Source organism: Bacillus basilensis (assembly GCF_050630465.1).
GTDB classification, from domain to species: domain Bacteria; phylum Bacillota; class Bacilli; order Bacillales; family Bacillaceae_G; genus Bacillus_A; species Bacillus_A basilensis.
This window is the reverse complement of record NZ_JBNTQO010000002.1, coordinates 362,507-386,822: the sequence shown is the minus strand read 5'-3', so window position 1 is coordinate 386,822 and position 24,316 is coordinate 362,507. Positions and strand designations below refer to the sequence as shown.

Here is a 24,316-nt window from a genome sequence, read left to right as displayed (position 1 = left end):
CTCTCTCCCCTTTTTATCGTTTTTCAGCGATTCTCAATTTCGCAGAACGCGCTCGATTATTTTCTTCTAACTCTATATCAGAAGGTAAAATCGGTTTTCTTGTAATAAGCTTTAATTTCGGTTTAAATTCATCAGGAATAATTGGTAATCCTGGCGGCAATTGTGGCGTTGTACTATTTCTCTTAAACGTTGTTTTACAAATACGATCTTCTAAAGAATGGAATGTTATAACACTAACCCTTCCACCTGGCTTAACCATCTCAATTGCAGATTCCAACGCTTCCTCAAATACTTTCAATTCATCATTTACAGCAATACGGATTGCTTGGAACACTCGCTTCGCAGGATGTCCGCCCGTTCTACGAGCAGGAGCTGGAATCCCCTCTTTAATTAGTTCTACTAATTCCCCTGTCGTTTCAATAGCTTTATTCTCACGATATGCTTCAATTTTTCTTGCTATTTGTTTTGAAAATTTCTCTTCCCCATACTGGAAGAAAATTCTTACAAGTTGTTCATATGACCAGCTATTTACAACATCATATGCTGTTAATGGGGCATCTTGATCCATTCGCATATCTAACGGTGCATCATGATGATAGCTAAAGCCACGCTCTGGTGTATCTAATTGTGGAGATGAAACTCCTAAATCAAATAAAATACCGTCTACTTCTGTTATACCTAATTCGTGTAGTTTTTCAGATAAATAACGAAAATTACTCTTTACTGTTATGAATTGCTCACCGTATGAAGAAAATTTTTCTTTCGCATTTTGAATTGCTATCTCATCTTGATCAAACGCGATTAATTTTCCACCTTCAGTTAATTGGGATAATAAATAAGAACTATGTCCTCCTCCCCCCAGTGTACAATCTACATATGTACCATCTGGCTTTATATCTAAGCCGTCTACTGTTTCCTTCAAAAGCACTGTTACGTGTTTAAACATTGTTGCACCTACTCTTTTTCCAATTAATTATGTTGAATGCATCTCCTCCTCTAAACGCATATTTCACGATTAGAGAACGACATACTATGAAAGAACGACTCATTTAACTTGCCTACAAAGGCAGCATACTATACAAATCGCTATTTTCTTTTATTATATACTAAATTTTATCATCTTTTGCGGGAATTTAAACAAAAAACTGTCGAAAAAGATAATAATACGTTTACATTTTGTGCTATTTTGTCATATATTTAAGTATCCTGCATAATTACGATATTCACCATTTTCAGATTGATAATTCAGAAAAATTTCACTTCACAGTAAATTCAACGAGATAAAAATAAAATCCTGCTCCGAAGAGCAAGATTCTATAGTTTTATCACATGATGTTTTCCATCCCAAGAAAACGTTTTTTCCATTACACGATCAATGAAATCCAAACCGAACTGATTTAAATAGTAACATACATTCCACACTCGCTCTTGCGGCGCTTCTAATGGACGAAGTGCAAATTGTATGCGGCGGAATTTATTTAGCTGTACTTCATGTTTTTTCTCAACATTTCTTTTCAACATTCTTTCCAACAGCTCAATTTGTTCATTAATTTTGAATTCATTTTTCCCTGCAAACCCACTTAACCCCGGATCTATTTTCTTCACAAACTGTTGTAATGACGCATGAATATCCATTATTTCTTTTTTCGCCTCTACAAATCGTTCATCTATCGGTTCCTCTATTTGATTAGATAGCCAGTTTTCACGCAAATTATCTATGTTATTTACAAACGGATCACTCTCTTGCAATTGTAAATCGTGTAAATCTGTCGCTATATCCCTCTCTATATAAGTGATTGTAATACGCGGAACGACAGGTGGCATTCGGAAACCGATAGTATGGAAGACTTGTTGCAATTCACTCCAATAAGCTAATTCCCCCGGACCTCCAATAAACGCCAGCGTAGGGAATACATACTCTTGCATAAGGGGGCGCGTTACAACATTATTACTAAAACGTTCCGGGCTTCTTTCCATCTCTTCAATCAATTCTTCATACGAAAAGGAATACGCTCCATCTTTCCCAACAAACTTCCCTTGATCGTCTTCAAGTAACACTCGCTCGTCATCAATTTCCATGAATATATGCACTGCATTAGACTTCGTTTCAATAATCGGTTTATATCCTAATTCTTTAATTACTTCCTGTTGGTTATGAAGCCCCTCTTGCACTTCTTTATACTTACCTACAATCTGTTTGAAAAACGGCAATTCTAATTTTCTTAATTCTGGATGATGCGAATCGACAAGAATTAAACCAGAATTCACGAACATTTGCATAATAAGATGAGCAAAGAAATCTACATACGTATTCGATTTCCCTAAAGAATCATCAATAAATTGCAGTACATCCTTTGTAAAATTCGTTTCAGGGTATGTTTTGAAAATTTCTTCAATCCACTTTCTACAGTCTTCCAGAGAAAGCTCGGACTCTGAAGCACTCGCTTTTTTCGGATTACGATCATGAAAAATAGTCTTTTTTATTTTTTTATTCTTCGTTACAAAAGTATGATTAATTTCATCCATATCATGGTCTTCACCAGCAATCCAGAAAACAGGAACAACTTTAACACCTAAACTTTCTTCCTTTTCCCTCGCAAGCTGTAAAACTGAAATAATTTTATGAATTGTATAAAGTGGTCCAGTTAATAACCCGGCTTGTTGTCCAGCTATAACAACATATGTATTTTCATCTCCAAGCGCTTTTACATTTTGAATTGTAGCTTCTCCCGCTTGTAATTTTGTATTATATTCTAATAAATGCGCTACTAAATCTTGGCGGAAAAACTCCCTCTCACGCAAATCTTGTACACGTTGTTTAAAAGCATCTTCTGTTAACATATAATCAAAACACGACTGTATCTCTTTTTTACCGTTCATATAGTCCGCTACAACACCTTGTTGCGGAACAGAGATTTCTTTTATCTCCATATAATTCTTCCTTTCGTATCCTGTTCTCTCACCAATCCACATTGTAGTCAATGTTTCACGTAAAAGCAAAGAATTACACTTATACTTTTACTTCTAATCCTTTTATTGCATCGAATAAAAATTGAAGTGTCGGAACGGATTGTTGTTGTTTCTTAGCTTCTTCTAATACATATCCAACAATCGCACCAATTTCCGTTTGTCTATTCGCTCTTACATCCGCTAGCATAGACGATGTATTATGAGACGTTCTTTCACATACGTGACGTACCATTTCCCACACCATTTCTTTTTCTTCTTTAACAAGAAAAACGACTTCCTGAAACACTTGCTCCATCATCCGATGAAAAAATGGGTTCGTAATCAGCTCTCCGTTCTGGACTTGTAATAATGCTGTCAACGGATTGATACATACATTAACTACTAATTTTTTATGCATAACATCCTTCCAATCATCTTCTATTCGAATCGGAAAATGAGAAAAAGGAAAGCAATTAAATATTTTTTCAAAATGTATAGACCGGCCGTGCACGATTCCAAACTTCGTTACACCTATCCCTGTATGATAAACGGTATGTCTTTCTTCTTTTTTTGCACCATGCTCTACAATTCCAACTGCAATATTTTCATTCCCTATTTCCTGCATAGCATGAAGGTGCGACATTCCGTTTTGTAAAAAGATTAATGAGGATTCCCCTCGTACAAAAGGTAGTATGTCAGTTATATGATATTGCTTAACAGCAATAAATATATAATCTAGCTGCTGGTCTAGCATGCTTTCTATTGATAAAACAGGTGGGAATACCGTTTCACGTTTCCCCTCCCTAATACAAGTTATACCCGTTGCATTCAATTCCTCAGCCTGTTTAGCTGTCCTTGTAAACAACGTAACATCTTGATTACTTTTTTGTAAATAAAATGCATACAATAGACCGATAGCTCCTGGTCCCACAACTCCGATTTTCATTTTCACACAAGGAACTCATATGAACACGATATATAAGTCCCTTTCCCTCCCCCTTTTTATCACGCAAACGTCCACTTGGTGCGGAATAATAATTTAACTAAGGACAAACAAATTCCACCTATGAAAGTTTTACTTTATCTTCCTAAATTACATTAACACAGTTTACAACTTCATTGCTCTTTACTAAACAAATGCAATCTCATCTTTCAATATGTATATACTACTTATTAATATGCTTCTACTCTTAGTTTAACAAATCCTCAAAAAAATAATAAAAGAAATATACTATCATCTTCATAAAAATAAAAAAATGAGTTATAATATAATTATAAATATTTTTACTTTTCTGCATTCAACGAGACAAGAAAAGGATGTGATGTTATGGGATTCCCAAAAGTTGAGCGCTTGCTCATCAATTATAAAACATTAGACGAATTTAAAAAATTTAAAGGTTGCGGAGCTCAAGAACTATCCATGTTAGAAGAATTACAAGCAAACATTATCGAAAACGATAGTGAATCTCCATTTTACGGTATTTATTATGGTGGATCACTAATTGCACGTATGAGTTTATATATGAAAAGGAACGGCGGGGAACCATTCGAAATTACAGGTACTTACCTAGAACTCTATAAACTTGAAGTGTTACCAACTTTCCAAAAACAAGGATTCGGAGAAATGCTTGTAAATTATGCGAAGGGGCTACAATTCCCGATTAAAACGATTGCACGTATCCATTCAGCTGGTTTTTGGGATAAATTAAATTTCCAACCTATATCAGTACCTGATGGTGATTTTTATGTTTGGCAACCAGAAACAAATTTGAATGCGGTTACAAATGAAGAATCTGCATAAGAAATAAAAAAACAGCTACATAGCAGCTGTTTTTTTATTTCTTTAACTTCTCTAATTTCCCATTTGACCGAACACTATTTCTTTCTGCTACTATTACACTTCTTTTTTGATCAATATAATCGAGCAATGTTCTATATTCTTCCTCATATACTGATAATCGCTCCAAAAGACGCTCTTTCTCTGTTTGTAACGATTCAATTTGCTGTTGCAACACCATTAAAGAGTTTTCATCTTTATAATTTTGCAAGAAATCAATAACATCATTTAATGTAATTGACGTAGGCTCCAATACCTTCGTCTCTTTCACTTCATAATTTTCTACTTTACGCAGTTGCTTCGCTTCTTCAATACGTTCTTTGTATTGCTTTCTAACATAAGAATTCCACCTAAAGCCACATGCTGCTGGTGTACGAGATAAATGTCTTCCCACTTCTTTAAAGGCAGATAATTGCGTTCCGCCTTCTTGAATATGCCGGAGTACTACTTCTGCCAGAAGCAAATCTTCATCATCAGTCCAAGCATCTTGTCTTGTTGTCGCCATCTCTCTAGTCCTCCCTATGCATTTTTTATTAAGCATATGCAGTTACTAGAAAAGATAGAATACAACAAATAAAGAATAAGACAAAAAAAATAAACGTAGAAGATATCTTCTACGTTTATTTTCCCGCAATTACTTGCTGATTACTTCTTTACCTTTGTAAGTACCGCATGCTTTACATACACGGTGAGCTAATTTCGCTTCACCACAGCTTGGGCACTCTACCATACCAGGTACTGATAATTTGAAATGCGTACGACGCTTTCTTTTTACTGTTTTAGAAGTTCTTCTAAAAGGTACAGCCATTCTTCCCACCTCCTTAAAAGAAATAGTTATTTTCATATGAAGGCCTGAACCAGTCTTCCGATTATTTGTCAAAAAACTTCGCAAGTCCTGCCAATCTTGGATCAACAGTCTTTTCTTTGTTTTCTTCCGAAATCACTTGCCAGTCTTGACCTTGCATCGGTGCTCCACCAGAAACATCATCACTGAAAATTTGCATTGGAATCTCCAAAAGTATATTTTCCTTGATTACGGGCAGTAAGTCAAGTACTTCTCCTTCTAAACAATGAATTTCAGCTTCAGTTTCAAATTCTTCTTGTGAAGTTTGGAACACCTCAGTTGTTTTAATGTCAAATGGTAATGTCACATCTACTAAAGAGCGAGAACATGGTAAAACCATGCTTCCAGTTATATGTAGATGGAACGTAAACTTGCCGGAGCCAAAATCAACTCTTCCTGTTACATGAACAGGATTAATTTCACGAATATCTTTCTCGACCTCTTTTAGCTCACTTACATCTACCATCTCATCCAGTGTCAATCCTTTATTTCTCAATTTATTCAATTGATGGATGGACCATTTCATATCATATCACCTCAAGGCAACAAACAAAATTATAGCTAGCCATTTTATATTTGTCAATGTTTTTTCTTTACACTATAATGAAGTCATCATAGTAAATAATATATAGAGTATCACGTTTTCCAAAAAGATGCTACATCGAAAGGAGAGATTCCCATAAAAGCCAGTGGTATTATTGTTGAATATAACCCTTTTCATAACGGTCATGATTATCATGTGCAACAAACAAAAAAGTTAACACAATCTGATATTACAATCGCTGTTATGAGTGGCCCTTTTTTGCAGCGTGGTGAGCCGGCACTCATATCCAAATGGTATCGCACCAAAATGGCCTTAGCATGCGGTGTAGACCTTGTTGTAGAGCTTCCATATGCCTTTTCAACACAAAAGGCTGAAACCTTTGCAAATGGTGCTATTTCTATTTTAAACGCCCTGCACGTTTCTGAAATTTGTTTCGGTAGTGAAGATGGACAAATCGAAAATTTTTATAACACCATCTCTGTGCAACAAAATGAAGAAGAGACTTTTAATCGTCTTGTAAAGCAATTTATGAACGCAGGTAATAGTTACGCAAAGGCTACTTCTGAAGCTTTTCTACACATTTTACCTTCTGAAAAAAACATAGATATGTCACAACCGAATAATATTTTAGGCTTCCAATACATGAAAGCAATTCTGATGCAAAATAGTTCTATGCAGACACAAACGATAAAAAGATTCGCATCTCATTATCATGATGAAACATTTAACGACCAACATATTGCAAGTGCAACAAGTATTCGCAAACAACTTTTTAGCGAAAATAGTTCCTTTACAGAAATTGAGCCTTTTATCCCAAAAGCGACTGCTTCTCTTTTAGCAAGTTACAAACAAAACTACGGTATATTACATAATTGGGAACAATACTTTTCATTTTTTAAATACAAACTCATGACGATGTCTCCAGGGGACTTACGACATATATATGAAATAGAGGAAGGTTTAGAGCATCGTATTTTATCAAAAATACAAACCAGCTCCTCCTTTCATTCATTTATGGAAGCATTAAAAACGAAACGTTATACGTGGACTAGATTACAAAGAGCTTGTACACACATTTTAACAAATACAACAAAAGAAGAAATACATAGCGCAAATATAGAACAGCATGCACCGTACATTCGTCTACTAGGCATGTCACAAAAAGGACAAACTTACCTTTCAAAAAACAAGAAAAAAATAGGGCTCCCAATCCTTACCCATACAAAAACATTTGATCATCCTACTTTACACATAGAGCGAAAAGCCAATTCTGTATATTTCTCCATCATGCAAGAACCATTACGAACACAACTACTAAAACAAGATGCAACACATCATCCAATTCGTTATGATGAAACAACTGCAAAATTCCTATAAAAAAACCTCTCTTTTTCAGAGAGGTTTATTTTTTCCCACCCATTTTTTCCAAATACTTCAATGCATCATCCAGTGTATCAACTGGCACAACTTTCATTTTTGTTTTAATATCTTTCGCAGCCTCAAGCGCATCTTTATAATTCGATTTCTCCGCACCTTTTTCATTTGGTGCAAAGAACACTTCAGCACCAGCGTCACTTGCGGCAACTACTTTTTGCTGAATACCACCAATTGGGCCAATTTCTCCTTTTTCATTAATCGTACCTGTTCCAGCTATTTCATGCCCTCTTGTTAAATCTTCTTCCACAAGTTGATTATATATTTCTAATGTAAACATTAGGCCTGCCGATGGTCCGCCTATTTCATGAGAATCAATTTTCACTTTCGGATCTACCACTAATTCTCTTTCCGTAACGATAGAAACACCTATACCAACACGTCCATTTCCATTTGGAATGTTCTTTACATTTAAATTTTCTTTTAATTGTTTTCCATTCCTCTTGTACTCAATATTTACTGTGTCTCCTTCCTTTTTCCCTTTCATATATTCAATAAATTGCTCTGTTTTTTCAAATGCTTTTCCGTCAACAGCTATGATAACATCTCCAAGTTTAAGCTTTCCTTCTGACGGCATCCCTTTCGCTACACCAGCAACCAATACACCTTGATTTTCAAAAGAAACAGTACGATTTGCACGTTTATAAGCATTATAGATCGCTGCATTTTGCGAATCTTTCATCGCATAATTTTGGCGGAATTGATATTCTTCATCACTCTCACCTTTTTGCAATATTTCTTCCGCTTTCGAAATATGTGTATATTTATTAAACTGTGCCGCTATTAAATTCACTACATTTGCCGGTCCCATTGAAACCGTAACAAGCATAAAATCACCAGATTCTTTTGTTCCCCCCTCAACTTGAACGTAAGGCTCTAGTTTGGCAGCCATTCCTGGTTTTGTTACATAATACGGCAGGCGTACGTAAACAAGTAACATCGCCAATATAACCCCTATTAAAATTGCATATATAAACCGAAAACGCTTAAACATTATGTTTCTCCTTCCACTGCTCAATTAATAAATAAATATTTGCAACATGTTTTTCTGCTTCTACCTCTCCAACTCGAATAATGTCTTCAATGTTTGTAAAAGCACGTGAACTAAACTGTTCTACAGCTGGTCGCATCATTAAATCAGATGCAATTTGCCGATTCATCACAAGCTCATGTTGCATAATTTCAATACTCTGCATAATCACATCATAAATAGACGTAACCTCTCCATTTACTTCAATTGGGGATACATCAACAGCAATTACAATATCGGCACCTAACTCTTTCACAACCGATACTGGAATGCGATCAATCACTCCGCCATCCACCAATAACCGTCCATCTATTTTCTCTGGTACAAACACTCCAGGTACAGATATGCTAGCTCTCACCGCCTCTGCAACAGGACCACTTGTAAAAACTACTTTTTCCCCCTTCAAGATGTCAGTAGCCACAACAGCCGTCGGGATATCTAACTCTTCTAAATTTTTATTATATGTAAACATTTTAATCATATCTTTGACACGTTTTCCAGCAATAAATCCCATTTTCGGAACCGTAAAGTCTAAATAATATTTCCTCTTAAAAACATTTGCCAGTTTATACAGTCTTTCAACGTTTGAGCTCGCTGCATAAAATGTACCTACTAAAGCCCCCATACTACTTCCTGCAATCATGTGAATCGGTATACCATTTTCTCTTAAAACTTTTATAACACCAATATGAGCAAACCCTTTTGCGCCCCCAGATCCAAGAGCTAAGCCAATTTTCGGTTCTTTCATTTTTCTCACCCTTTAATTTTTTTCATTCCTTTTTCATACTTATGGTCTAAATTCACTACGTATCCACGTATACTGAAATGAACGTTTTTTGGGACAAAGGGGGATTTACTTACATGTATGAAAAATGGAAAACGGCTTTCCTTACCATATCAACATTGTTTTTAACCTTTTCTCTTGTACTCCACCCCCAAGCTGCTTTGCAAGCTTCCATTCGAGGGTTAAATATATGGTGGGAAGTTGTATTCCCTTCACTTTTACCTTTTTTCATCATTGCGGAACTTCTAATTAGTATTGGTGTTGTAAAATTTATAGGAGTTATATTAGAACCACTCATGCGACCACTTTTTCGCGTTCCAGGGATAGGTGGATTTGTTTGGGCAATGGGAATGGCTTCAGGATTCCCTGCTGGCGCCAAATTAAGCGCTAGACTGCGTAAAAGCAATCAACTAACACAAATCGAAGCAGAGCGCCTCGTATCTTTTACAAACTCATCTAATCCACTTTTTATTTTTGGAGCTGTTTCTATCGGTTTTTTCAATAATCCAAAATTAGGAATCGTATTAGCTGCTGCACATTATTTAAGTAACTTTGCCGTTGGGTTACTGATGCGTTTTTACGGCAATAACAAAATTTCCAAGAATGATAAACATACTACTAAAAAACGCCCTTTTCAAAACCCTTTTTCAATCCTACACGAGACACGCATGCAAGAAAAAAGGCCAATAGGAAAATTACTTGGGGACGCTATCGTTTCTTCTATTCAAACGCTACTTATGATTGGTGGATTTATTATTTTATTCTCTGTTTTAAATAAAATGATTACTGTATTTCATATTACAGCAGCCCTCTCTTTTATTATGCAACATATTTTATCATTCTTCCAACTAACTACCGAATTTAGTATTCCGATATTATCTGGCATTTTTGAAATGACTCTCGGAAGCCAAATGATTAGTCAAATAAATGAAACACCCCTCCTGCAGCAAGCTATGGTAACAAGCTTTATTTTAGCATTTAGTGGCCTTTCTATTCAGGCACAAGTTGCTAGCATATTAGCTGAAACAGATATCCGATTTAAGCCCTATTTTTTCGCACGAATTATCCAAAGTATTCTTGCCCCTATTTTTACTTTTATATTTTGGAAACCATTTTATGAAAAAGTAAGCTCTTTTTCACCTATTCAAAAAGATATCCCCGTCTTTTTATCGAATCATTCTTCTATACTACATGAAATTTGGACATCTTTTGTACACTATGGACCGATATTTACATTATTTTGTTTATATGTATATGTTATCTTATTATTTTTTCGTAGCCACAAAGAAAAACCCCGTTCACTTTAACGGGGTTTGAAACTTTTCTTTTAAAGCACGTTCTACAACAGGAGGCACAAGATCTACTACGCTTCCTCCATATCTCGCAACTTCTTTCACAATGCTCGAGCTTAAAAATGAATATTGGTTGTTTGTCATAATGAAAAATGTTTCAATGTTTTCATCTAATTTTCGATTCATAGAAGTAATTTGCATCTCATATTCAAAATCAGAAACCGCTCGCAACCCACGTAAAATCGCGTTTGCATTACGCATTTTTGCATACTCCACTAATAGTCCACTATGTGAATCTACTTTTACATTCGGGATATCCTTTGTTGCTTCACGAATTAAATCTAGGCGTTCTTCAACCGAAAAGAACGGTTTTTTTGATGAATTGTTTAAAACGACTACGTACACTTCATCAAACACTTTCGCTCCCCTTTTAATAATATCCAGATGTCCAAGGGTAATTGGATCAAAACTCCCTGAAGAAATAGCTATACTTGTCATTCTGTCTCCTCACCTTCATACTTATAAATCGATATTGCTGTAATCCCATAATTTTCAGCTCTTACTTTTACAAGATCACCTATAGAATCAGGTAAAACCACATCATTACCGTGCTCTGACATAATTAATCCATCTCTATGTAGCAATCCATGTTGATCCATCACACTAATTAAAGATACAATTTTTTGATCTTTATATGGAGGATCTATTAGTATAAGGTCGAATGACATTTCACGCTTTATGAGCGCTTTGACCGCACGCTCTGCATCATTTCGATATACTTCAGCTTGTTCCTGTATTCTGCAACTTTCTAAATTTTGATGAATGACTTTTATCGCTTTATTATCTCGATCAACAAAGATTGCTTTATCAATCCCTCTACTTATCGCTTCGATTCCAAGACCACCACTACCCCCAAATAAATCAAGAGCAGTACCACCATCAAAATAAGGACCTATCATATTAAAAATTGATTCTTTTACTTTATCTGTCGTTGGACGTGTTGTATTACCTGGCACCGCTTTAAGTGGGTGCCCTTTACATTTTCCTGAAACTACTCTCATCTGTTGTCACTACCTTTATTTCAATCTAACGAGCAATTATAGAAAACCCTTCTCCATTCAGTAACCGCTACCAAACCATACTAGTCTGTTCATCTTTCAACGAACACTAAGAGAACTTAGCTTAAAATAACCGCTCTGCATTTTTATGTATTCATCTCACCATTCGCTAACACGAATCCATTATGTATATTCGTTTCACTTTATCCCGCGTTAACGCCCAATTGGTGAAGGCTAATAATCAGCAAGGAATACCCCGTCGATTAAAGTTTCACTTTACCTTTTTTATCCTATCATAAAATAAAAAAAAGAAAAATAAAAAGCCCAACATAAAATTTAATTTGATGATGTATATCTTCATTTAGATTGGACATAAATAATTATAACAACATCACCTTCGATGTTGTTGCCAACCGCGGAGAAGACTTACGTTTCCCCATAAGTTCTTCCTCCGGTTTCTCCTCTCCCTTTGCCTTCTTACTAGTACATGCTAGTATAAGAAGGGCCCTGCTTTGCAGGGTTTTTTTTATTTGTCTACTTTTCATTTAAAAAGCGAGATGATACAGTAAAAGAAAGAGGAGGAAAAAATATGATTCAACGCTTTATAGAACTCGGAGAAGGCTACTCTGATTTATATGAATTACTTGAAATTGCCAAAGCAAATCAAGAACGTATAGCACATATGTTACAATTTGAAACGATTAAAAATGAAAAAAAAGTGTGCTCACTTGTTGTAATATTAAAACCAACTACTACTGGTGATTTCCAACCATTATACATATGTCGTGAAGGCATTCCTGTACTTGAAAATAAAAAAAGTAAACGCGTCATTTTATTTGAAGAAACGGCAGAACAACTAGGGAAAAAAGTAACTACCTTTACGGTAAAACCATCCACAACTTTCCCAGAAAAAGAACTGTTTTTCAACCATTTAATTGGTATTTTACGAATGAATAATTTCATTCCTCCAATGAAATAAAGTGTTATTTCAAGTAAAAAATCCCCCACTAAAATTAGCAGGGGATTTTTTCTATTAGCTATAATCGTATTCCTTTGCCCGATCAGGACGTGAATTTTCAAATTCCGTTTTTAAGTACGGGCGGTACGACTGTTCTATCTTTTTCACAAAAGGAAGTTTATTCAACTTTTGCATCATATGCTCAATTTGTTCCATATCACAATATACTACTGCGTATTTTAAGCGTTTTGATATGTAATGTATGTTACCATATTTCCTTAAAATCTTGGCATGTTTCAATGAATGTAAATAAACAATCATACTTTGTCGTTGCCCGAACATAATCTTCTCCATCTTCTCCTTTTAAAAACATATATTTTATATTTTATGAAAACCAATCAGAAATTTATAACATTACAGGACAAACTCTGTATACGTTTTCTTCTATCTTCTAAAAAACGGGGTAAATTACCCCGTTTTTTTACAGCCGCAACCTCCGCCGGTACCACAACCGCCACCACAGCCACCAGCATCAAAAAATGGATTTCCTGTTGGAACTTTGATGGAAGAAGACACCTCAGAACCGATTGCTACACTAACTTCATCTAACAACTTTTGCAAAGCCGTTTCTACTCGTTTAAAAGCTGCAATCTTATCATGTAAGTCTACAGAACGCTTTAACTCCCTCATTTTCGTCGAAACAAAAGTATAGTCAGGATGGTATTTACCGAAACGTTGCACTTCTTCATATCGTTCTTTCATCGCTGTAAATTGCTGAATTAACGTCTGAACTTCCATATCTTCATGCAATTCTTTATAACACTTACGATAATCTTCTGCTATATCTGAACAGATGATCGCTTTTGCAAGCTGCTCTGCCTTATCTAATATTAATACGCTTTCTAGCGTCGCTACAATCATGAGAGACACCTCCGAGTATTCATCATACCACATTTAGAATAGAACTACTAATTGAAGTGTCTCACTAAATAGAAAGACATCATTCTAACTATTTTTTATATAATGTCAGCACACACTTATACGTTAATATGTTCCGCAATATTATATTTAAGAACATCCCATTTCCCACTATTTTCGTTCACATAACTAATACATGCGTTTTTTAACGGTGTTTTAAACGTAATATCTTCTGGTGCAATTGCATGTAAAATTGCTTTTATCGCATGTGAATGGGCTACAATGATAATACGTTTGCCAGAATGAGTTTCTGCAACATCTTTTACCGCAGCAAAACAACGAGCTACAATCTCTTCATCTTGCTCCATACCTTCTACTTTACCTTCTGCAATTAATTCCCTAACAGTCGCAACCGGCTTCCCAGAAGCTTCACCAAAATTACGTTCAACAAATCGCTCATCTAATAAAATCGATTGTAACCCAGTAGCCCCTGCAATTTCCTTAGCTGTTTCTTGCGCTCTAATTAATGGGCTACTTATAATTATATCCCATGCCTCTGCTTGCAAAGCAGCCGCACTTTGGCTCGCTTGCTTCTTCCCTACTTCATTAAGTGGAATATCTTCACGTCCCTGAATAATCTCTTGAAAATTCCAATCAGTTTGTCCATGTCGTACTAAACAAATTTCCGTCATGCTCATGCTGCAACTCCTTTTTAAATAATCCGCTTCTATTGTATCAAAAGTTCTGCATGACGGACATAGTTTTCCCTTCCAATTATGTTGTATTTTGCTGCTTCATATACTGAAACATATCGATCATAATGGAAGCAACTGCCAATTGATTTTGAAATTTCTCAACTTTATCTGGTATCGTTTTTTTGAAATGTTGCATGGCCGCTAACTCAAATGCCTCTTTTTCTTCAGGGTTTCGCGTTAGTTTTCTATACCAGTACGGTTGCTCCCTAATATAGCGAGATAAATCCTCATCAGCCTTTATAAACTCCATAATTTCTGCTCTCATCCGCTTTCCCCCTAATCCTTCTGAAAGAAAAATGGATTATTTTCGGAAGTACTTTCTTCTTGCTGTGTGCGCTTTCCTTGAAATTGTTGAAAAACTTGTTGCACACTACCAATAGCACTCGTTACATTGGCTAAATGGTGTTGCATTTGTTCTACATCTAGCTTTTTAAAGAAAGAAAGCATTTGTCCCATCACATCAGCAGTTTTTTCCTCTTCAGTTCGATTATCTTTTTCTTTTTCTTTTTCTTTTTTATTTTCTTTTACCGAAGAAAAAGCAGGCGCTCCATCAGGTCTAAAAGTTGCCCATATCGGATCTTCTTCACCAAGTAAGTACCATTCCTCATAAAACTGTTGCCAAGTTTTGTGACCACTTCTAACTTCATGAACCATTTTAGGGTGATGGTTTACAAACTCTTTAAACTGTTGAACCGATGGATGTAACGGTCCTTTTGTTGTTGGCATAATCCTCACCTCTTCATGTATATCTACTATATAGTAAGAAAAAAAAGGCGCATGGTTCGCCTATTTTTAGACGATTCATGCACCTTTTTTTTCTTCTATTTGCATAGGATAAGTTTCGCACCTACAATTCATTGAATACAAAGCAATTATCCGGGAGGTGTCCCAGCCACAACTTACAATTTCACTTTACTTCCGAATAAAGTTTTGTGTATAAAACTTATCGTATACACCAACACCTAATCCTGTAAATTGTTCATTCAATAAATTCTTTCTATGTCCCTCACTATTTAACCAACCTTGCAACGCCGCAATTCCATCACTATGTTGCGCCGCTATGTTCTCACCAGCAAGTTGAAATCCTACTTTCCCGCGCTGCAAACGATCTCCTAACGTACCTAATGTAGGTGAATCGTGTGAAAAGTAATTATTATCCTTCATATCTTTACTATGACCAATTGCCACATCTGCTGTTTGTTGATCCCAAGCTAACAACGGTAACTTATGACGGCTTCGAATAATATTTGTTAAATCAAAAATTTGTTGCATATTCCCATTCTCTATTTGTTTCAGTTTATCTGGAGTCAATGGTTGCTCTGCTAGTAATTCACCTGAATAAACAAGCTGATACGGTCTTTGACGTAATAATGTTTCGTCATCCATATAACGAACACCAACAAGCTCATGTGTAAAATGATCAAAATATAATTGTGCCCAGCCATCTTCTACAGGTATTAATGGTTGTTCCATCACTTCGGTATCAGATAACTCAAATTGATAACTATTTTTCCCTCTTTTTAACGAAATCTCATGAGAGAGTGGATTCTTTTTATACACGTCTTCATACTTTTCATTTATATAATAGGGCGGCACCTTAACTTGCTCACCAGCAACATACGCCGTTACAACTTTACGTTCAGCAACCCCAAATTGAACATACTGAGCTAAATCTTGACTGTATACCCACCATTCATATCCGTAAGCAGATGGCTCTATTCGAGAAGGTTCGCCCCATTTTGCTAATAAATTTTCAGAGTCCCCACCAATCATATTTAAAACAGTATCGGAAGAGTCTTCATTTACTTGTTTTTTCTTTTTCACAATTTTATTTTCTTGCTTTGATTGAGATGGGGTTAATATATATTGTGAAACGAGTAATTTCCCGTATAAATCAACAGCTAAAATTAAAAATGTAATCATTACGATACGCAATAATTTCTTCAATCGATATACCTCCTGCACAAAACATAAAATTGAGATATACACAAATCCTTTTCTTTCCTTTTTTGTGTGTACCGTACTCTTTTCACTATATCATATTTTCGCAAAAAAAGTCTGGATTATCCCTTTTCTCTCAATATGAATTGCACTTTCTTATTATTCATACTATTATAAAAATAATGATGTAACATTAAAAGAGGAGGTATTATATGCAATTTACAAATACGAAATTTAATGGGGCAGTCGTTGATTTAACACTATTAACAGAGATTATGGAAAAGAACCATTTTGTACTTGCTGGACAGTGGGATTATGAACGAGTTACATACGATTATAAATTTGAAATATTAAATGATGTTTATTATTTGCGTGTACAAGGTTTAGCTGTTGAAGGTGACATTGGTAGTAGACACGCTGAAATAAAGCTACTTCCTCCCTTATTAGGTAAACATTATTATCCTCACGGCGTTGAATATGGTGATGGCGAAACTTTCCCAACGAATGTACTTCAAAAAAGTGAACAGCTCCTACAAAATATCGAAAAAGAGTTAAAAGAATTCCAAATCATTGAATAAAATAAAAGTGAGTGCATCAATATGATGCACTCACTTTTATTTCGTTTGTAAATACGGCGGTAATTGCTGCAACTGCTCTTTATCCTTTTCACGCTCTCGACGCGCCCATCGAAAGAATACATAGCCGATAATTGTACCATACACTATTTCCTGGACAATTTTCATGATGATGCCGCCTGTTTGTTGATCTTGTACAACTGGCATCCAGTGTAAAAATTCTGGTCCAGTTATATTTAAATCTGATAAAGTTCCTGCTGGTACACATAATTCCATCGCCTTCATCCAAGCAGCCGGATCCGTATATGTTGCAAACAACGGTGCAGTCGCAAAAATGATTAACGCGCAAGCTGGCGTTAATAATATACCATTAGCAAACATGTAACCAAGTTTCTTTATATCACTTAACGTTTGATATTCTGGTAATGGATTTAGCATCGGCCACCACATCATGATCGCCGTAAAGAACAATATAGCTAGACAAATAGGATGAGCAATTTGACTTTGTTTTACTGCATCAAAAACAATTGGTAAATGATAAAAAGAAAACAGGCCATTAAATACAAACAATGCAATAAGTGGCTTAGCAAATACCTTTAATATAATTTGAACGAACTTAAAGGAAGTAATATAACGATATAACCAAACTGGTATACCAAGCAACAATAACGGCGGAACTGCAATATACATAACTGCCATTTCAAACATATGTGCACTAAATATAATATGACCAATTAAATCAATAGGCCCTCCCTTTACAAAATACAAAAGAACAATACCGGTCGTAAAATAGAAAACTTGCTTCTTACTTACCTTCGTCGCATGTTCAAATCGCATTCTATATGGCCCAATAATTAAAAAATACCCAATAAGGATCGAAAGCATAAATAATAAAAAGATTGGACTCCATAGAGCTTGAAAACCAAATATCCACAAGTTACTCATTGTCACACCTACCTTCTTAAGGTTATCCTTTCACATAATATGAAGAGGGAGCTGTGACAACACAAGCTCCCTTATTCTTCACTTTTCAAATCCACACAATTGTCATAAAAGCTAAAATTGTAATTAACCCGATTAACAGACCAGAATAAAGAAAGAAACTTGCCGCTTCATGTCCTTTATGACTCATATGCATAAAATAATACAATTGAAAAATTACTTGTACCACTGCTAATAGTAAAATAAATGGTACTGAGAAAGTCGGACTAAACGTTTTCGGATATGCTACTGCTACAAACGCAACTAATGTTAAAAAAATCATTAATGCAAATGTAATAACTTGATGCTTCATTTCCTCTGCACTTTTCCTCTTCCGATAAACAAGATCAACTTTAGGATTATTCGTTTGCTTTATCGCCATTTGTTTATCCCACCATTCCCATTAAATATACTACAGTGAAAATAAACACCCAAACTACGTCAATAAAGTGCCAATAAATCGATGCAACATAAAACTTCGGTGCATTGTATAAATTTAGACCCCTCTTCGCATTTCTACAGATTAATGTTAAAATCCAACACAACCCAAACAATACGTGGAGTCCATGTGTACCAACAAGAGCATAAAACGCGGAACCAAAGGCACTACTTCTCATAGTATGCTTAAATTCATGCGTATAATGATAAAACTCATATATCTCAAACCCTAAAAACCCTAAACCTAGCAACACTGTTACTAACAGCCAAAGTTGCATTTTCTTAAAGTTAAAGTTTTTCATATGATACATCGCATATACGCTCGTTAAGCTACTCGTTAATAAAAGCATCGTCATAATGAAAACAAGTGGCATTTGGAACATCTCTTGAGATGTTGGTCCACCATTTGTAGAATTCTTTAACGCTAAATATGTGCCAAATAAGGAAGCGAACAATACTGTTTCGCCTCCAAGAAATAACCAAAAACCGACAAACTTATTTTTTCCCTCAAGGGTTGCTTTTTCAGGCTCTGCTGGAAATGTTTCATTCGTTAATTTTTCATCTACATGCATTATGCCTTGCCCCCCTTATCTTCTAAATCTTCCTTATGAATATGATATCCATGATCATCGATTACTGAACGTAGGAACATTGCGCCAAATGTGATAATTAAACCAATAATTGCTACTAATAACCAAAACTTATCTTTTCCACCCTGCATATACATTGCACCGAATGCCGCTATAAACAATCCTAAAGAAATGATAAATGGTGAAAATGATGGATTTGGCATATGAATATCACCAACTGGTTCCGCCGCTGTCATCTCTTTATTCCCTTCACGTTTTTCAATCCAAAACGGATCTAACCCGCGAACAAATGGTAATTGTTTAAAGTTATATTCTGGTGTAGGTGCTGGCATCGTCCATTCTAACGTTCGTGCATCCCATGGATCACGACCAGCCTTTTCTTTTGATACTGTTGTTTTAATTACATTGAATAGAAGAACAATCGTTCCAAGAGCCATAAACACCGCTCCAATAGAACTAATCATATTCCCCATTTCCAACCCTTGACCTTCAAGGTATGTGTAGTAACGACGCGGCATACCGATCAACCCAAGGAAATGCTGAATGAAGAACGTTAAATGGAAACCGATAAAGAATAGCCAAAATGTTATCTTTCCTAACGTTTCATTTAATACTTTATTAAACATGAGTGGCCAATAATAATGAGCTCCTGCAAGTAAACCAAATACAACACCGCCGACGATTACATAATGAAAATGAGCTACTACGAAATAGTTATCATGAAATTGATAATCAGCTGGTGCAGATGCTAGCATAACACCTGTAACTCCCCCCATTACGAATGATGGAATGAAAGCTACTGCCCACATCATCGGTGTCGTAAAACGTATACTTCCGCCCCACATTGTAAAGAGCCAGTTGAATATTTTAATACCGGTCGGAACCGCAATCGCCATTGTTGCAACTGAGAAAATAGCATTCGCAACTGGACCCAGCCCAACAGTAAACATATGATGCGCCCATACCATAAATCCTAAGAATCCAATTAATACTGTCGCAAACACCATTGACGAATAACCAAATAATCGTTTTTTCGAAAATGTGGCAAAGATTTCTGAGAATATTCCGAAAGCTGGGAGTATAAGAATGTATACTTCTGGATGACCGAAAATCCAGAATAAATGCTCCCATATAATTGTATTCCCGCCCAGTGCTGGATTAAAGAAACTTGTTCCAAATAAACGATCTAACATTAAAAGTCCTAATCCTACAGTTAACGGCGGAAAAGCGAATAATATTAGTGAAGATGTTACAAATGTCGTCCATGTAAACATCGGCATACGCATATATGTCATCCCTGGCGCACGCATATTAATAATGGTTACAAGGAAGTTAATACCTCCAATTAATGTACCTATACCGGAGATTTGCAAGCCGAGTACATAAAAATCAACACCATGGCCTTTAGAGGCTAAAGCTAAAGATGCATAAGATGTCCATCCTGCATCAGGTGCTCCACCTAAAAACCAACTTAAATTTAAAAATACTCCACCAAAGAAAAATAACCAAAATCCGAGTGAATTCAAAAACGGGAACGCTACATCACGTGCACCAATTTGAAGTGGTACAGCGGCGTTCATAAATGCAAACACGAGTGGCATAGCTGCGAGGAAAATCATTGTTGTACCGTGCATGGTTAATACTTGATTATAAGCATCCCCAACAAGAAAAGCGTTGTTAGGAATCGCTAATTGAAGGCGAATAAATAAAGCTTCTATTCCGCCTATTATAAAAAACAATCCACCTGCAATTAAATAGAGAATGGCAATCTTTTTATGGTCTACTGTCGTTAAATAATCCCATATGACAGCACCCATCCCCTGTTTTTTTGCTACAGAACTCACGTTTTCAACCTCCCCTTCGCGAATAATCCCTCTTTACTTTTCAACTTTTAACGTTTGTAAGTATGCATTTAATGCATCAATTTGATCATCCGTTAAGTTGCCATATTTACCAGTCATTTTATTTCCTGGTTTCATATTTTCAGGATCTTTCAGCCATTTTTTTAAGTTTTCTTCATTGTTTTCGGCAATGCCGGCAACTGTATCGCGATCCGCAAAGTTTGCTAAGTTTGGTGCGATACGAGCGGAAGGTGGTCTACTATCATTAGATCCTACTGCGTGACAACCAATACAGCTTTTATTAAATATTTCTTGGCCCTCTTGCGCCTTTGTTGAAGCTACTTCTTTCTTCCCATCAATCTTCTTCATATCAGCAAGCCACTTTTTGTACTCGCTTTCATCTAAAGCTTTCACTTTGAATTGCATTAAAGAATGTGATGGGCCGCAAAATTCTGTACAAAAACCATTATAAGTGCCCGATTTATCTGCCTTTAACCACATTTTGTTCACATTGTCTGTATTTGTATCCATTTTTCCAGCTAAAGACGGAACCCAAAATGAGTGTTTAATATCGGCACCCTTCAAATTCAAATACACTTTCTTACCTGTGGGGATGACTAAATCTTGAGAAGTTACTATTTTTTCTGATTTATAAGAAAATTCCCACCAATAAAGATTCGCTGTTACATCAACAACGATAGTATCTTTATCAATATTCTTTTTCTCCATCGCACTTACATCAGCAAGTTTGAATGTATATGTAACCGTCGGAACAGCTAAGATTAGTAAAAGAATAATCGGAATAACTGTCCATATAATTTCTAGCTTGTGATTCCCTTCAACTTGCTCTGGAATATAATCTTCCTGACCTTTCTTTTGTCGGAAACGCACAATTACATACAAGAAAATAATAGTAACTACTAGTACTACTCCTACCATGATTGCACTCGCTAATAAGAGCAAATCATATTGCATTTTTGCTACTTCTCCTTGCGGAATTAAAGTAGATTGAAAGGCTTTACCGCATCCCCCTAACAGTAAAGCCAGCAGTGAAACGAACGAAAGCAGTCGCCACTGTTTCTTCATACAAACAACCCCCACTTTCCTTGTGAATTAGATTGTACTTTATAGTTAAGTAAAGTAAATCTCAACGTAAAGAAATCCAATTATGTCGTTGTCTTAGAAGAATGTAACTACAATCATTAATACAAATAAGATTGTTAAATAATTTAGGGAATAAACAAACATTTGTACAGACCATTTGATGTCATCTTGCTTACGGAAGCCATAAAATCCTAAAACGATCCAACCGATGTTAAGCAATGTTGCAATTACCATAAATGTTATCCCTAGTCCACTCATATAAAATGGTAGTGGTAATAAACATACTGTCCAAATCATAATTTGGCGTTTCGTAATTTCAAATCCATGAACTACAGGAAGCATTGGAATTCCTGCATTTCGATATTCATCAACACGTTTCATCGCTAATGCAAGGAAATGTGGGATTTGCCAAATAAACATAATTAAAAATAGCATCCAAGCAATTGGATGGCCTAAAGATGGATCGATTGCTGCCCATCCAATTAAAGGTGGAACTGCCCCAGATATACTACCTACAACAGTATTTAGTGTATACTTTCTCTTTGTCCATAAAGTATATAGAACAACATATGTGAAAGCACCAATAAATCCCATTAATACTGCCATTGGTGTTGTTAATAATAAAAATACAAACCCAAGAAGTAATATAACTAATCCAAATGTAAGTGCAAATCCTGGTTTATACTTTCCAGTAACCGTTGGACGGGTCTTTGTTCTTTCCATTAATGGATCGATGTCTCGATCAATGTAGTTGTTTAAACAACATACCCCTGCCATAACTAATCCAGAACCAACGATTGTAAAAAATAGCTTATCCAGATTATCCATTACACTTAATCCATTAAAGTGTAACGCCAACCAAAATCCTGTAAATACAGTAAGTGTATTTGAGTTTACAATCCCCATTTTAACGAGTGCTTTTAAATCTTGTAGCCGAGTTGTTTCCGGTACGCTTGTAACAGCAGACTCATCATGCAGCTCAGTTGTTGCATGGTTCATCACTTTAACCCCCTCTTAAAACTTTCATCTTTCTTTTTTGCGTCTATTTCGAATGAAATAATTCGCTTTTATATAGCAATATTATTACAGTAGAAATATTGTTAACCCATTCTACTACTAATCTACGCCCATACTCCAATATATTAAATCATATTTCCCGAACATTTTGTGAAGAAAACATGAACTTTTTGTGTCGAATATAAAAAACTGAATTCTGACTTATCCTTATCATAACATGATGTTACCTTCTATAATAAACTTTTTTGTCATATTTAACACGTATTCTCCCCATTTCTTTTCAAAATAGCCTGTTTTTCAACCAAAAATTCCCTTATACATTCTATTTCCACACCGATTTTCTCTCCCCTGTCTACACCCGCCATTTCTTTGCTATTTTATTATTTTTTATATATCATAGGAACTAGCGCGTTTTATTCTATACATAATGGAATGAAAATATTTCGCAATAACTTCATAGCAGAAAGATGGTGAAAGAGATTGCAACGCTTTATTAAATGGTTAGCAGTCATTACAAGTCTTGATTTATTAATAGTTTTATTAGGAGGCGCTTTAGTTACAAAAACAGGTTCCGGCCAAGGCTGCGGTAAATCATGGCCACTTTGTAACGGTGAATTTGTTCCATCTAATTTATCAATGGAAACTATTATTGAACTAAGTCACCGCCTTACATCAGGATCAGCAGGAATTCTTGTCACTCTCCTTTGTATTTTGTCCTGGAAATATTATAAACATGTGCGCGAAACAAAAACGTTAGCAATTTTATCCTTCGTATTTTTAGTTGCACAAGCATTAATGGGAGCCGCTGCAGTTGTCTGGGGGCAAATGCCAGCTGTACTTGCTATCCATTTTGGTATTTCCTTAATTTCATTTGCTTCTGTCATTTTATTAACGTGTCTCATCTTTGAAATTGACCAGAAATTTGATGCACGTTCACTTATTATGGACAAAAAAATGAAATTTCATATTTATGGTGTAACAATTTACTGTTATCTCGTTGTCTACACAGGAGCTTTAGTACGTCACGAACGAGCTAGCTTAGCCTGTCCAGACTTCCCTTTATGTAGCAAAAATAGACCTATGCCGACTCAACTACATGAGTGGGTTCAAATGGGACATAGATTGGCAGCCATGTTAATCTTTGTTTGGATACTATACGCGATGATTCTCGCTATTCGCCATTACAAGCAGCAGCCTGTCGTATACTGGGGATGGATCATTTCATTTATCCTTGTTACACTTCAAGCCATAGTAGGAATTTTAGTCGTATTTACAAATGCTAGTTTAGCAATGGCATTATTACATTCCCTATTCATTTCTTGCTTGTTTGCTGTACTATGCTATTTAGTTATGTTAGGAACAAGAAGTAAAGTGAATGCAAAAGAAGCTGAATCAACTTCTAAACAAACAAAATAAATTAAAATAC

Annotated in this window: 28 protein-coding genes; 6 read left to right on the top strand and 22 right to left on the bottom strand. The window is 35.6% G+C overall.

Annotated elements, in window-relative coordinates; all coding sequences use genetic code 11:
* Nucleotides 1–13 precede the first annotated feature (13 nt).
* The 3 genes from rsmH to panE form a co-directional block, all read right to left on the bottom strand.
* Nucleotides 14–946, bottom strand: a complete 933-nt coding sequence (rsmH, locus tag ACQVV1_RS05520; protein ID WP_063221179.1) for a 16S rRNA (cytosine(1402)-N(4))-methyltransferase RsmH — start codon at nt 944–946, stop codon at nt 14–16.
* Between the two features lie 368 nt (nt 947–1,314).
* Nucleotides 1,315–2,931, bottom strand: coding sequence for a bacillithiol biosynthesis cysteine-adding enzyme BshC (gene bshC / locus ACQVV1_RS05515; RefSeq protein WP_098555028.1), 1,617 nt, complete (start codon nt 2,929–2,931; stop codon nt 1,315–1,317).
* A gap of 79 nt (nt 2,932–3,010) precedes the next feature.
* Entirely contained in the window at nt 3,011–3,901 is an 891-nt protein-coding gene (gene panE / locus ACQVV1_RS05510; RefSeq protein WP_242252048.1) for a 2-dehydropantoate 2-reductase, read from the bottom strand.
* 375 nt (nt 3,902–4,276) lie between these two features.
* Here panE and ACQVV1_RS05505 point away from each other — a divergent pair, with 375 nt between their 5' ends.
* Entirely contained in the window at nt 4,277–4,750 is a 474-nt protein-coding gene (locus ACQVV1_RS05505; RefSeq protein ID WP_063221181.1) for an N-acetyltransferase, read from the top strand.
* A 34-nt stretch (nt 4,751–4,784) separates the two neighbouring features.
* Here ACQVV1_RS05505 and ACQVV1_RS05500 read toward each other — a convergent pair whose 3' ends face one another.
* The 3 genes from ACQVV1_RS05500 to ACQVV1_RS05490 form a co-directional block, all read right to left on the bottom strand.
* Entirely contained in the window at nt 4,785–5,291 is a 507-nt protein-coding gene (locus ACQVV1_RS05500) for an RsfA family transcriptional regulator (protein ID WP_242252049.1), read from the bottom strand.
* 129 nt (nt 5,292–5,420) lie between these two features.
* Nucleotides 5,421–5,594: a 50S ribosomal protein L32 gene (rpmF, locus tag ACQVV1_RS05495; RefSeq protein WP_001984764.1), complete on the bottom strand. Its 174-nt coding sequence runs from the start codon at nt 5,592–5,594 to the stop codon at nt 5,421–5,423.
* Between the two features lie 61 nt (nt 5,595–5,655).
* Nucleotides 5,656–6,156 (bottom strand): YceD family protein, encoded by a 501-nt coding sequence (locus ACQVV1_RS05490; protein WP_000872144.1) that lies wholly within the window; start codon nt 6,154–6,156, stop codon nt 5,656–5,658.
* Between the two features lie 153 nt (nt 6,157–6,309).
* Between ACQVV1_RS05490 and ACQVV1_RS05485 the strand changes: the two genes are divergently transcribed.
* The gene (locus ACQVV1_RS05485; RefSeq protein WP_286676875.1) at nt 6,310–7,551 is read left to right on the top strand and encodes a nucleotidyltransferase; all 1,242 of its coding nucleotides are present in this window, start codon (nt 6,310–6,312) and stop codon (nt 7,549–7,551) included.
* 25 nt (nt 7,552–7,576) lie between these two features.
* Here ACQVV1_RS05485 and ACQVV1_RS05480 read toward each other — a convergent pair whose 3' ends face one another.
* Both ACQVV1_RS05480 and ACQVV1_RS05475 read right to left on the bottom strand, forming a co-directional pair.
* A complete protein-coding gene (locus tag ACQVV1_RS05480; RefSeq protein ID WP_242252051.1) occupies nt 7,577–8,602 on the bottom strand; it encodes a SepM family pheromone-processing serine protease in 1,026 nt (341 codons plus the stop codon).
* The gene (locus ACQVV1_RS05475; RefSeq protein ID WP_063221185.1) at nt 8,595–9,386 is read right to left on the bottom strand and encodes a patatin-like phospholipase family protein; all 792 of its coding nucleotides are present in this window, start codon (nt 9,384–9,386) and stop codon (nt 8,595–8,597) included. Before ACQVV1_RS05475 ends, ACQVV1_RS05480 begins: the two co-directional genes overlap by 8 nt.
* A 113-nt stretch (nt 9,387–9,499) precedes the next feature.
* On the opposite strand from ACQVV1_RS05475, the gene ylbJ reads away from it, so the two are divergent.
* Nucleotides 9,500–10,729 carry a sporulation integral membrane protein YlbJ gene (ylbJ, locus tag ACQVV1_RS05470; protein WP_309259261.1) on the top strand — a complete coding sequence of 410 codons (1,230 nt, stop codon included), beginning with the start codon at nt 9,500–9,502 and terminating at the stop codon, nt 10,727–10,729.
* Here ylbJ and coaD read toward each other — a convergent pair.
* Nucleotides 10,721–11,212 (bottom strand): pantetheine-phosphate adenylyltransferase, encoded by a 492-nt coding sequence (coaD, locus tag ACQVV1_RS05465; RefSeq protein ID WP_000200598.1) that lies wholly within the window; start codon nt 11,210–11,212, stop codon nt 10,721–10,723. The genes ylbJ and coaD overlap by 9 nt on opposite strands.
* On the bottom strand, nt 11,209–11,775 hold the full coding sequence (gene rsmD / locus ACQVV1_RS05460; protein ID WP_309259262.1) for a 16S rRNA (guanine(966)-N(2))-methyltransferase RsmD: 567 nt from the start codon (nt 11,773–11,775) through the stop codon (nt 11,209–11,211). The genes coaD and rsmD overlap by 4 nt, the downstream gene beginning before the upstream one ends.
* Nucleotides 11,776–12,361: 586 nt before the next feature.
* Between rsmD and ACQVV1_RS05455 the strand changes: the two genes are divergently transcribed.
* Complete coding sequence (locus ACQVV1_RS05455) at nt 12,362–12,751, top strand: DUF7147 family protein (protein WP_001972633.1); 390 nt, start codon at nt 12,362–12,364, stop codon at nt 12,749–12,751.
* A gap of 54 nt (nt 12,752–12,805) precedes the next feature.
* Here ACQVV1_RS05455 and ACQVV1_RS05450 read toward each other — a convergent pair whose 3' ends face one another.
* The 6 genes from ACQVV1_RS05450 to ACQVV1_RS05425 all read right to left on the bottom strand — a co-directional run bounded on the left by ACQVV1_RS05450 (nt 12,806) and on the right by ACQVV1_RS05425 (nt 16,350).
* A complete protein-coding gene (locus ACQVV1_RS05450; protein WP_002080814.1) occupies nt 12,806–13,072 on the bottom strand; it encodes a YlbG family protein in 267 nt (88 codons plus the stop codon).
* Nucleotides 13,073–13,198: 126 nt separating this feature from the next.
* Entirely contained in the window at nt 13,199–13,651 is a 453-nt protein-coding gene (locus tag ACQVV1_RS05445) for a YlbF/YmcA family competence regulator (RefSeq protein WP_000634353.1), read from the bottom strand.
* A 116-nt stretch (nt 13,652–13,767) separates the two neighbouring features.
* Complete coding sequence (locus tag ACQVV1_RS05440; protein WP_060633175.1) at nt 13,768–14,340, bottom strand: histidine phosphatase family protein; 573 nt, start codon at nt 14,338–14,340, stop codon at nt 13,768–13,770.
* 82 nt (nt 14,341–14,422) lie between these two features.
* Nucleotides 14,423–14,668, bottom strand: coding sequence for a YlbE-like family protein (locus ACQVV1_RS05435; RefSeq protein WP_001200991.1), 246 nt, complete (start codon nt 14,666–14,668; stop codon nt 14,423–14,425).
* Between the two features lie 11 nt (nt 14,669–14,679).
* Entirely contained in the window at nt 14,680–15,129 is a 450-nt protein-coding gene (locus ACQVV1_RS05430) for a YlbD family protein (protein WP_309259263.1), read from the bottom strand.
* 186 nt (nt 15,130–15,315) lie between these two features.
* Complete coding sequence (locus ACQVV1_RS05425) at nt 15,316–16,350, bottom strand: CAP domain-containing protein (protein WP_242252056.1); 1,035 nt, start codon at nt 16,348–16,350, stop codon at nt 15,316–15,318.
* Between the two features lie 206 nt (nt 16,351–16,556).
* On the opposite strand from ACQVV1_RS05425, the gene ACQVV1_RS05420 reads away from it, so the two are divergent.
* Nucleotides 16,557–16,922 carry a YugN family protein gene (locus tag ACQVV1_RS05420; protein WP_063221190.1) on the top strand — a complete coding sequence of 122 codons (366 nt, stop codon included), beginning with the start codon at nt 16,557–16,559 and terminating at the stop codon, nt 16,920–16,922.
* A gap of 36 nt (nt 16,923–16,958) precedes the next feature.
* Here ACQVV1_RS05420 and ctaG read toward each other — a convergent pair whose 3' ends face one another.
* From ctaG to ctaB, 6 genes are all read right to left on the bottom strand, one after another.
* The gene (gene ctaG, locus ACQVV1_RS05415) at nt 16,959–17,864 is read right to left on the bottom strand and encodes a cytochrome c oxidase assembly factor CtaG (RefSeq protein ID WP_431168678.1); all 906 of its coding nucleotides are present in this window, start codon (nt 17,862–17,864) and stop codon (nt 16,959–16,961) included.
* 85 nt (nt 17,865–17,949) lie between these two features.
* Complete coding sequence (ctaF, locus tag ACQVV1_RS05410) at nt 17,950–18,282, bottom strand: cytochrome c oxidase subunit IVB (RefSeq protein ID WP_000985703.1); 333 nt, start codon at nt 18,280–18,282, stop codon at nt 17,950–17,952.
* A 4-nt stretch (nt 18,283–18,286) separates the two neighbouring features.
* On the bottom strand, nt 18,287–18,910 hold the full coding sequence (ctaE, locus tag ACQVV1_RS05405; RefSeq protein ID WP_242252058.1) for a cytochrome c oxidase subunit III: 624 nt from the start codon (nt 18,908–18,910) through the stop codon (nt 18,287–18,289).
* Nucleotides 18,910–20,745, bottom strand: coding sequence for a cytochrome c oxidase subunit I (gene ctaD / locus ACQVV1_RS05400; protein WP_179958627.1), 1,836 nt, complete (start codon nt 20,743–20,745; stop codon nt 18,910–18,912). The genes ctaE and ctaD overlap by 1 nt, the downstream gene beginning before the upstream one ends.
* A 60-nt stretch (nt 20,746–20,805) precedes the next feature.
* Nucleotides 20,806–21,855 carry a cytochrome c oxidase subunit II gene (gene coxB, locus ACQVV1_RS05395; protein WP_000745271.1) on the bottom strand — a complete coding sequence of 350 codons (1,050 nt, stop codon included), beginning with the start codon at nt 21,853–21,855 and terminating at the stop codon, nt 20,806–20,808.
* Nucleotides 21,856–21,948: 93 nt separating this feature from the next.
* Entirely contained in the window at nt 21,949–22,872 is a 924-nt protein-coding gene (gene ctaB / locus ACQVV1_RS05390; RefSeq protein WP_063221193.1) for a protoheme IX farnesyltransferase, read from the bottom strand.
* A gap of 498 nt (nt 22,873–23,370) precedes the next feature.
* Here ctaB and ctaA point away from each other — a divergent pair, with 498 nt between their 5' ends.
* Nucleotides 23,371–24,306, top strand: coding sequence for a heme A synthase (gene ctaA / locus ACQVV1_RS05385; protein ID WP_063221194.1), 936 nt, complete (start codon nt 23,371–23,373; stop codon nt 24,304–24,306).
* Nucleotides 24,307–24,316 lie beyond the last annotated feature (10 nt).

Excerpts from the sequence above, each read along its gene's own strand:
- rsmH (WP_063221179.1), bottom strand. The coding sequence starts at position 946 with ATGTTTAAACACGTAACAGTGCTTTTGAAGGAAACAGTAGACGGCTTA.
- bshC (WP_098555028.1), bottom strand. The coding sequence starts at position 2,931 with ATGGAGATAAAAGAAATCTCTGTTCCGCAACAAGGTGTTGTAGCGGAC.
- ACQVV1_RS05505 (WP_063221181.1), top strand. The coding sequence starts at position 4,277 with ATGGGATTCCCAAAAGTTGAGCGCTTGCTCATCAATTATAAAACATTA.
- ACQVV1_RS05500 (WP_242252049.1), bottom strand. The coding sequence starts at position 5,291 with ATGGCGACAACAAGACAAGATGCTTGGACTGATGATGAAGATTTGCTT.
- rpmF (WP_001984764.1), bottom strand. The coding sequence starts at position 5,594 with ATGGCTGTACCTTTTAGAAGAACTTCTAAAACAGTAAAAAGAAAGCGT.
- ACQVV1_RS05490 (WP_000872144.1), bottom strand. The coding sequence starts at position 6,156 with ATGAAATGGTCCATCCATCAATTGAATAAATTGAGAAATAAAGGATTG.
- ACQVV1_RS05480 (WP_242252051.1), bottom strand. The coding sequence starts at position 8,602 with ATGTTTAAGCGTTTTCGGTTTATATATGCAATTTTAATAGGGGTTATA.
- ACQVV1_RS05475 (WP_063221185.1), bottom strand. The coding sequence starts at position 9,386 with ATGAAAGAACCGAAAATTGGCTTAGCTCTTGGATCTGGGGGCGCAAAA.
- ylbJ (WP_309259261.1), top strand. The coding sequence starts at position 9,500 with ATGTATGAAAAATGGAAAACGGCTTTCCTTACCATATCAACATTGTTT.
- coaD (WP_000200598.1), bottom strand. The coding sequence starts at position 11,212 with ATGACAAGTATAGCTATTTCTTCAGGGAGTTTTGATCCAATTACCCTT.
- rsmD (WP_309259262.1), bottom strand. The coding sequence starts at position 11,775 with ATGAGAGTAGTTTCAGGAAAATGTAAAGGGCACCCACTTAAAGCGGTG.
- ACQVV1_RS05455 (WP_001972633.1), top strand. The coding sequence starts at position 12,362 with ATGATTCAACGCTTTATAGAACTCGGAGAAGGCTACTCTGATTTATAT.
- ACQVV1_RS05450 (WP_002080814.1), bottom strand. The coding sequence starts at position 13,072 with ATGTTCGGGCAACGACAAAGTATGATTGTTTATTTACATTCATTGAAA.
- ACQVV1_RS05445 (WP_000634353.1), bottom strand. The coding sequence starts at position 13,651 with ATGATTGTAGCGACGCTAGAAAGCGTATTAATATTAGATAAGGCAGAG.
- ACQVV1_RS05440 (WP_060633175.1), bottom strand. The coding sequence starts at position 14,340 with ATGACGGAAATTTGTTTAGTACGACATGGACAAACTGATTGGAATTTT.
- ACQVV1_RS05435 (WP_001200991.1), bottom strand. The coding sequence starts at position 14,668 with ATGAGAGCAGAAATTATGGAGTTTATAAAGGCTGATGAGGATTTATCT.
- ACQVV1_RS05430 (WP_309259263.1), bottom strand. The coding sequence starts at position 15,129 with ATGCCAACAACAAAAGGACCGTTACATCCATCGGTTCAACAGTTTAAA.
- ACQVV1_RS05420 (WP_063221190.1), top strand. The coding sequence starts at position 16,557 with ATGCAATTTACAAATACGAAATTTAATGGGGCAGTCGTTGATTTAACA.
- ctaG (WP_431168678.1), bottom strand. The coding sequence starts at position 17,864 with ATGAGTAACTTGTGGATATTTGGTTTTCAAGCTCTATGGAGTCCAATC.
- ctaF (WP_000985703.1), bottom strand. The coding sequence starts at position 18,282 with ATGGCGATAAAGCAAACGAATAATCCTAAAGTTGATCTTGTTTATCGG.
- ctaE (WP_242252058.1), bottom strand. The coding sequence starts at position 18,910 with ATGCATGTAGATGAAAAATTAACGAATGAAACATTTCCAGCAGAGCCT.
- ctaD (WP_179958627.1), bottom strand. The coding sequence starts at position 20,745 with ATGGGTGCTGTCATATGGGATTATTTAACGACAGTAGACCATAAAAAG.
- coxB (WP_000745271.1), bottom strand. The coding sequence starts at position 21,855 with ATGAAGAAACAGTGGCGACTGCTTTCGTTCGTTTCACTGCTGGCTTTA.
- ctaB (WP_063221193.1), bottom strand. The coding sequence starts at position 22,872 with ATGAACCATGCAACAACTGAGCTGCATGATGAGTCTGCTGTTACAAGC.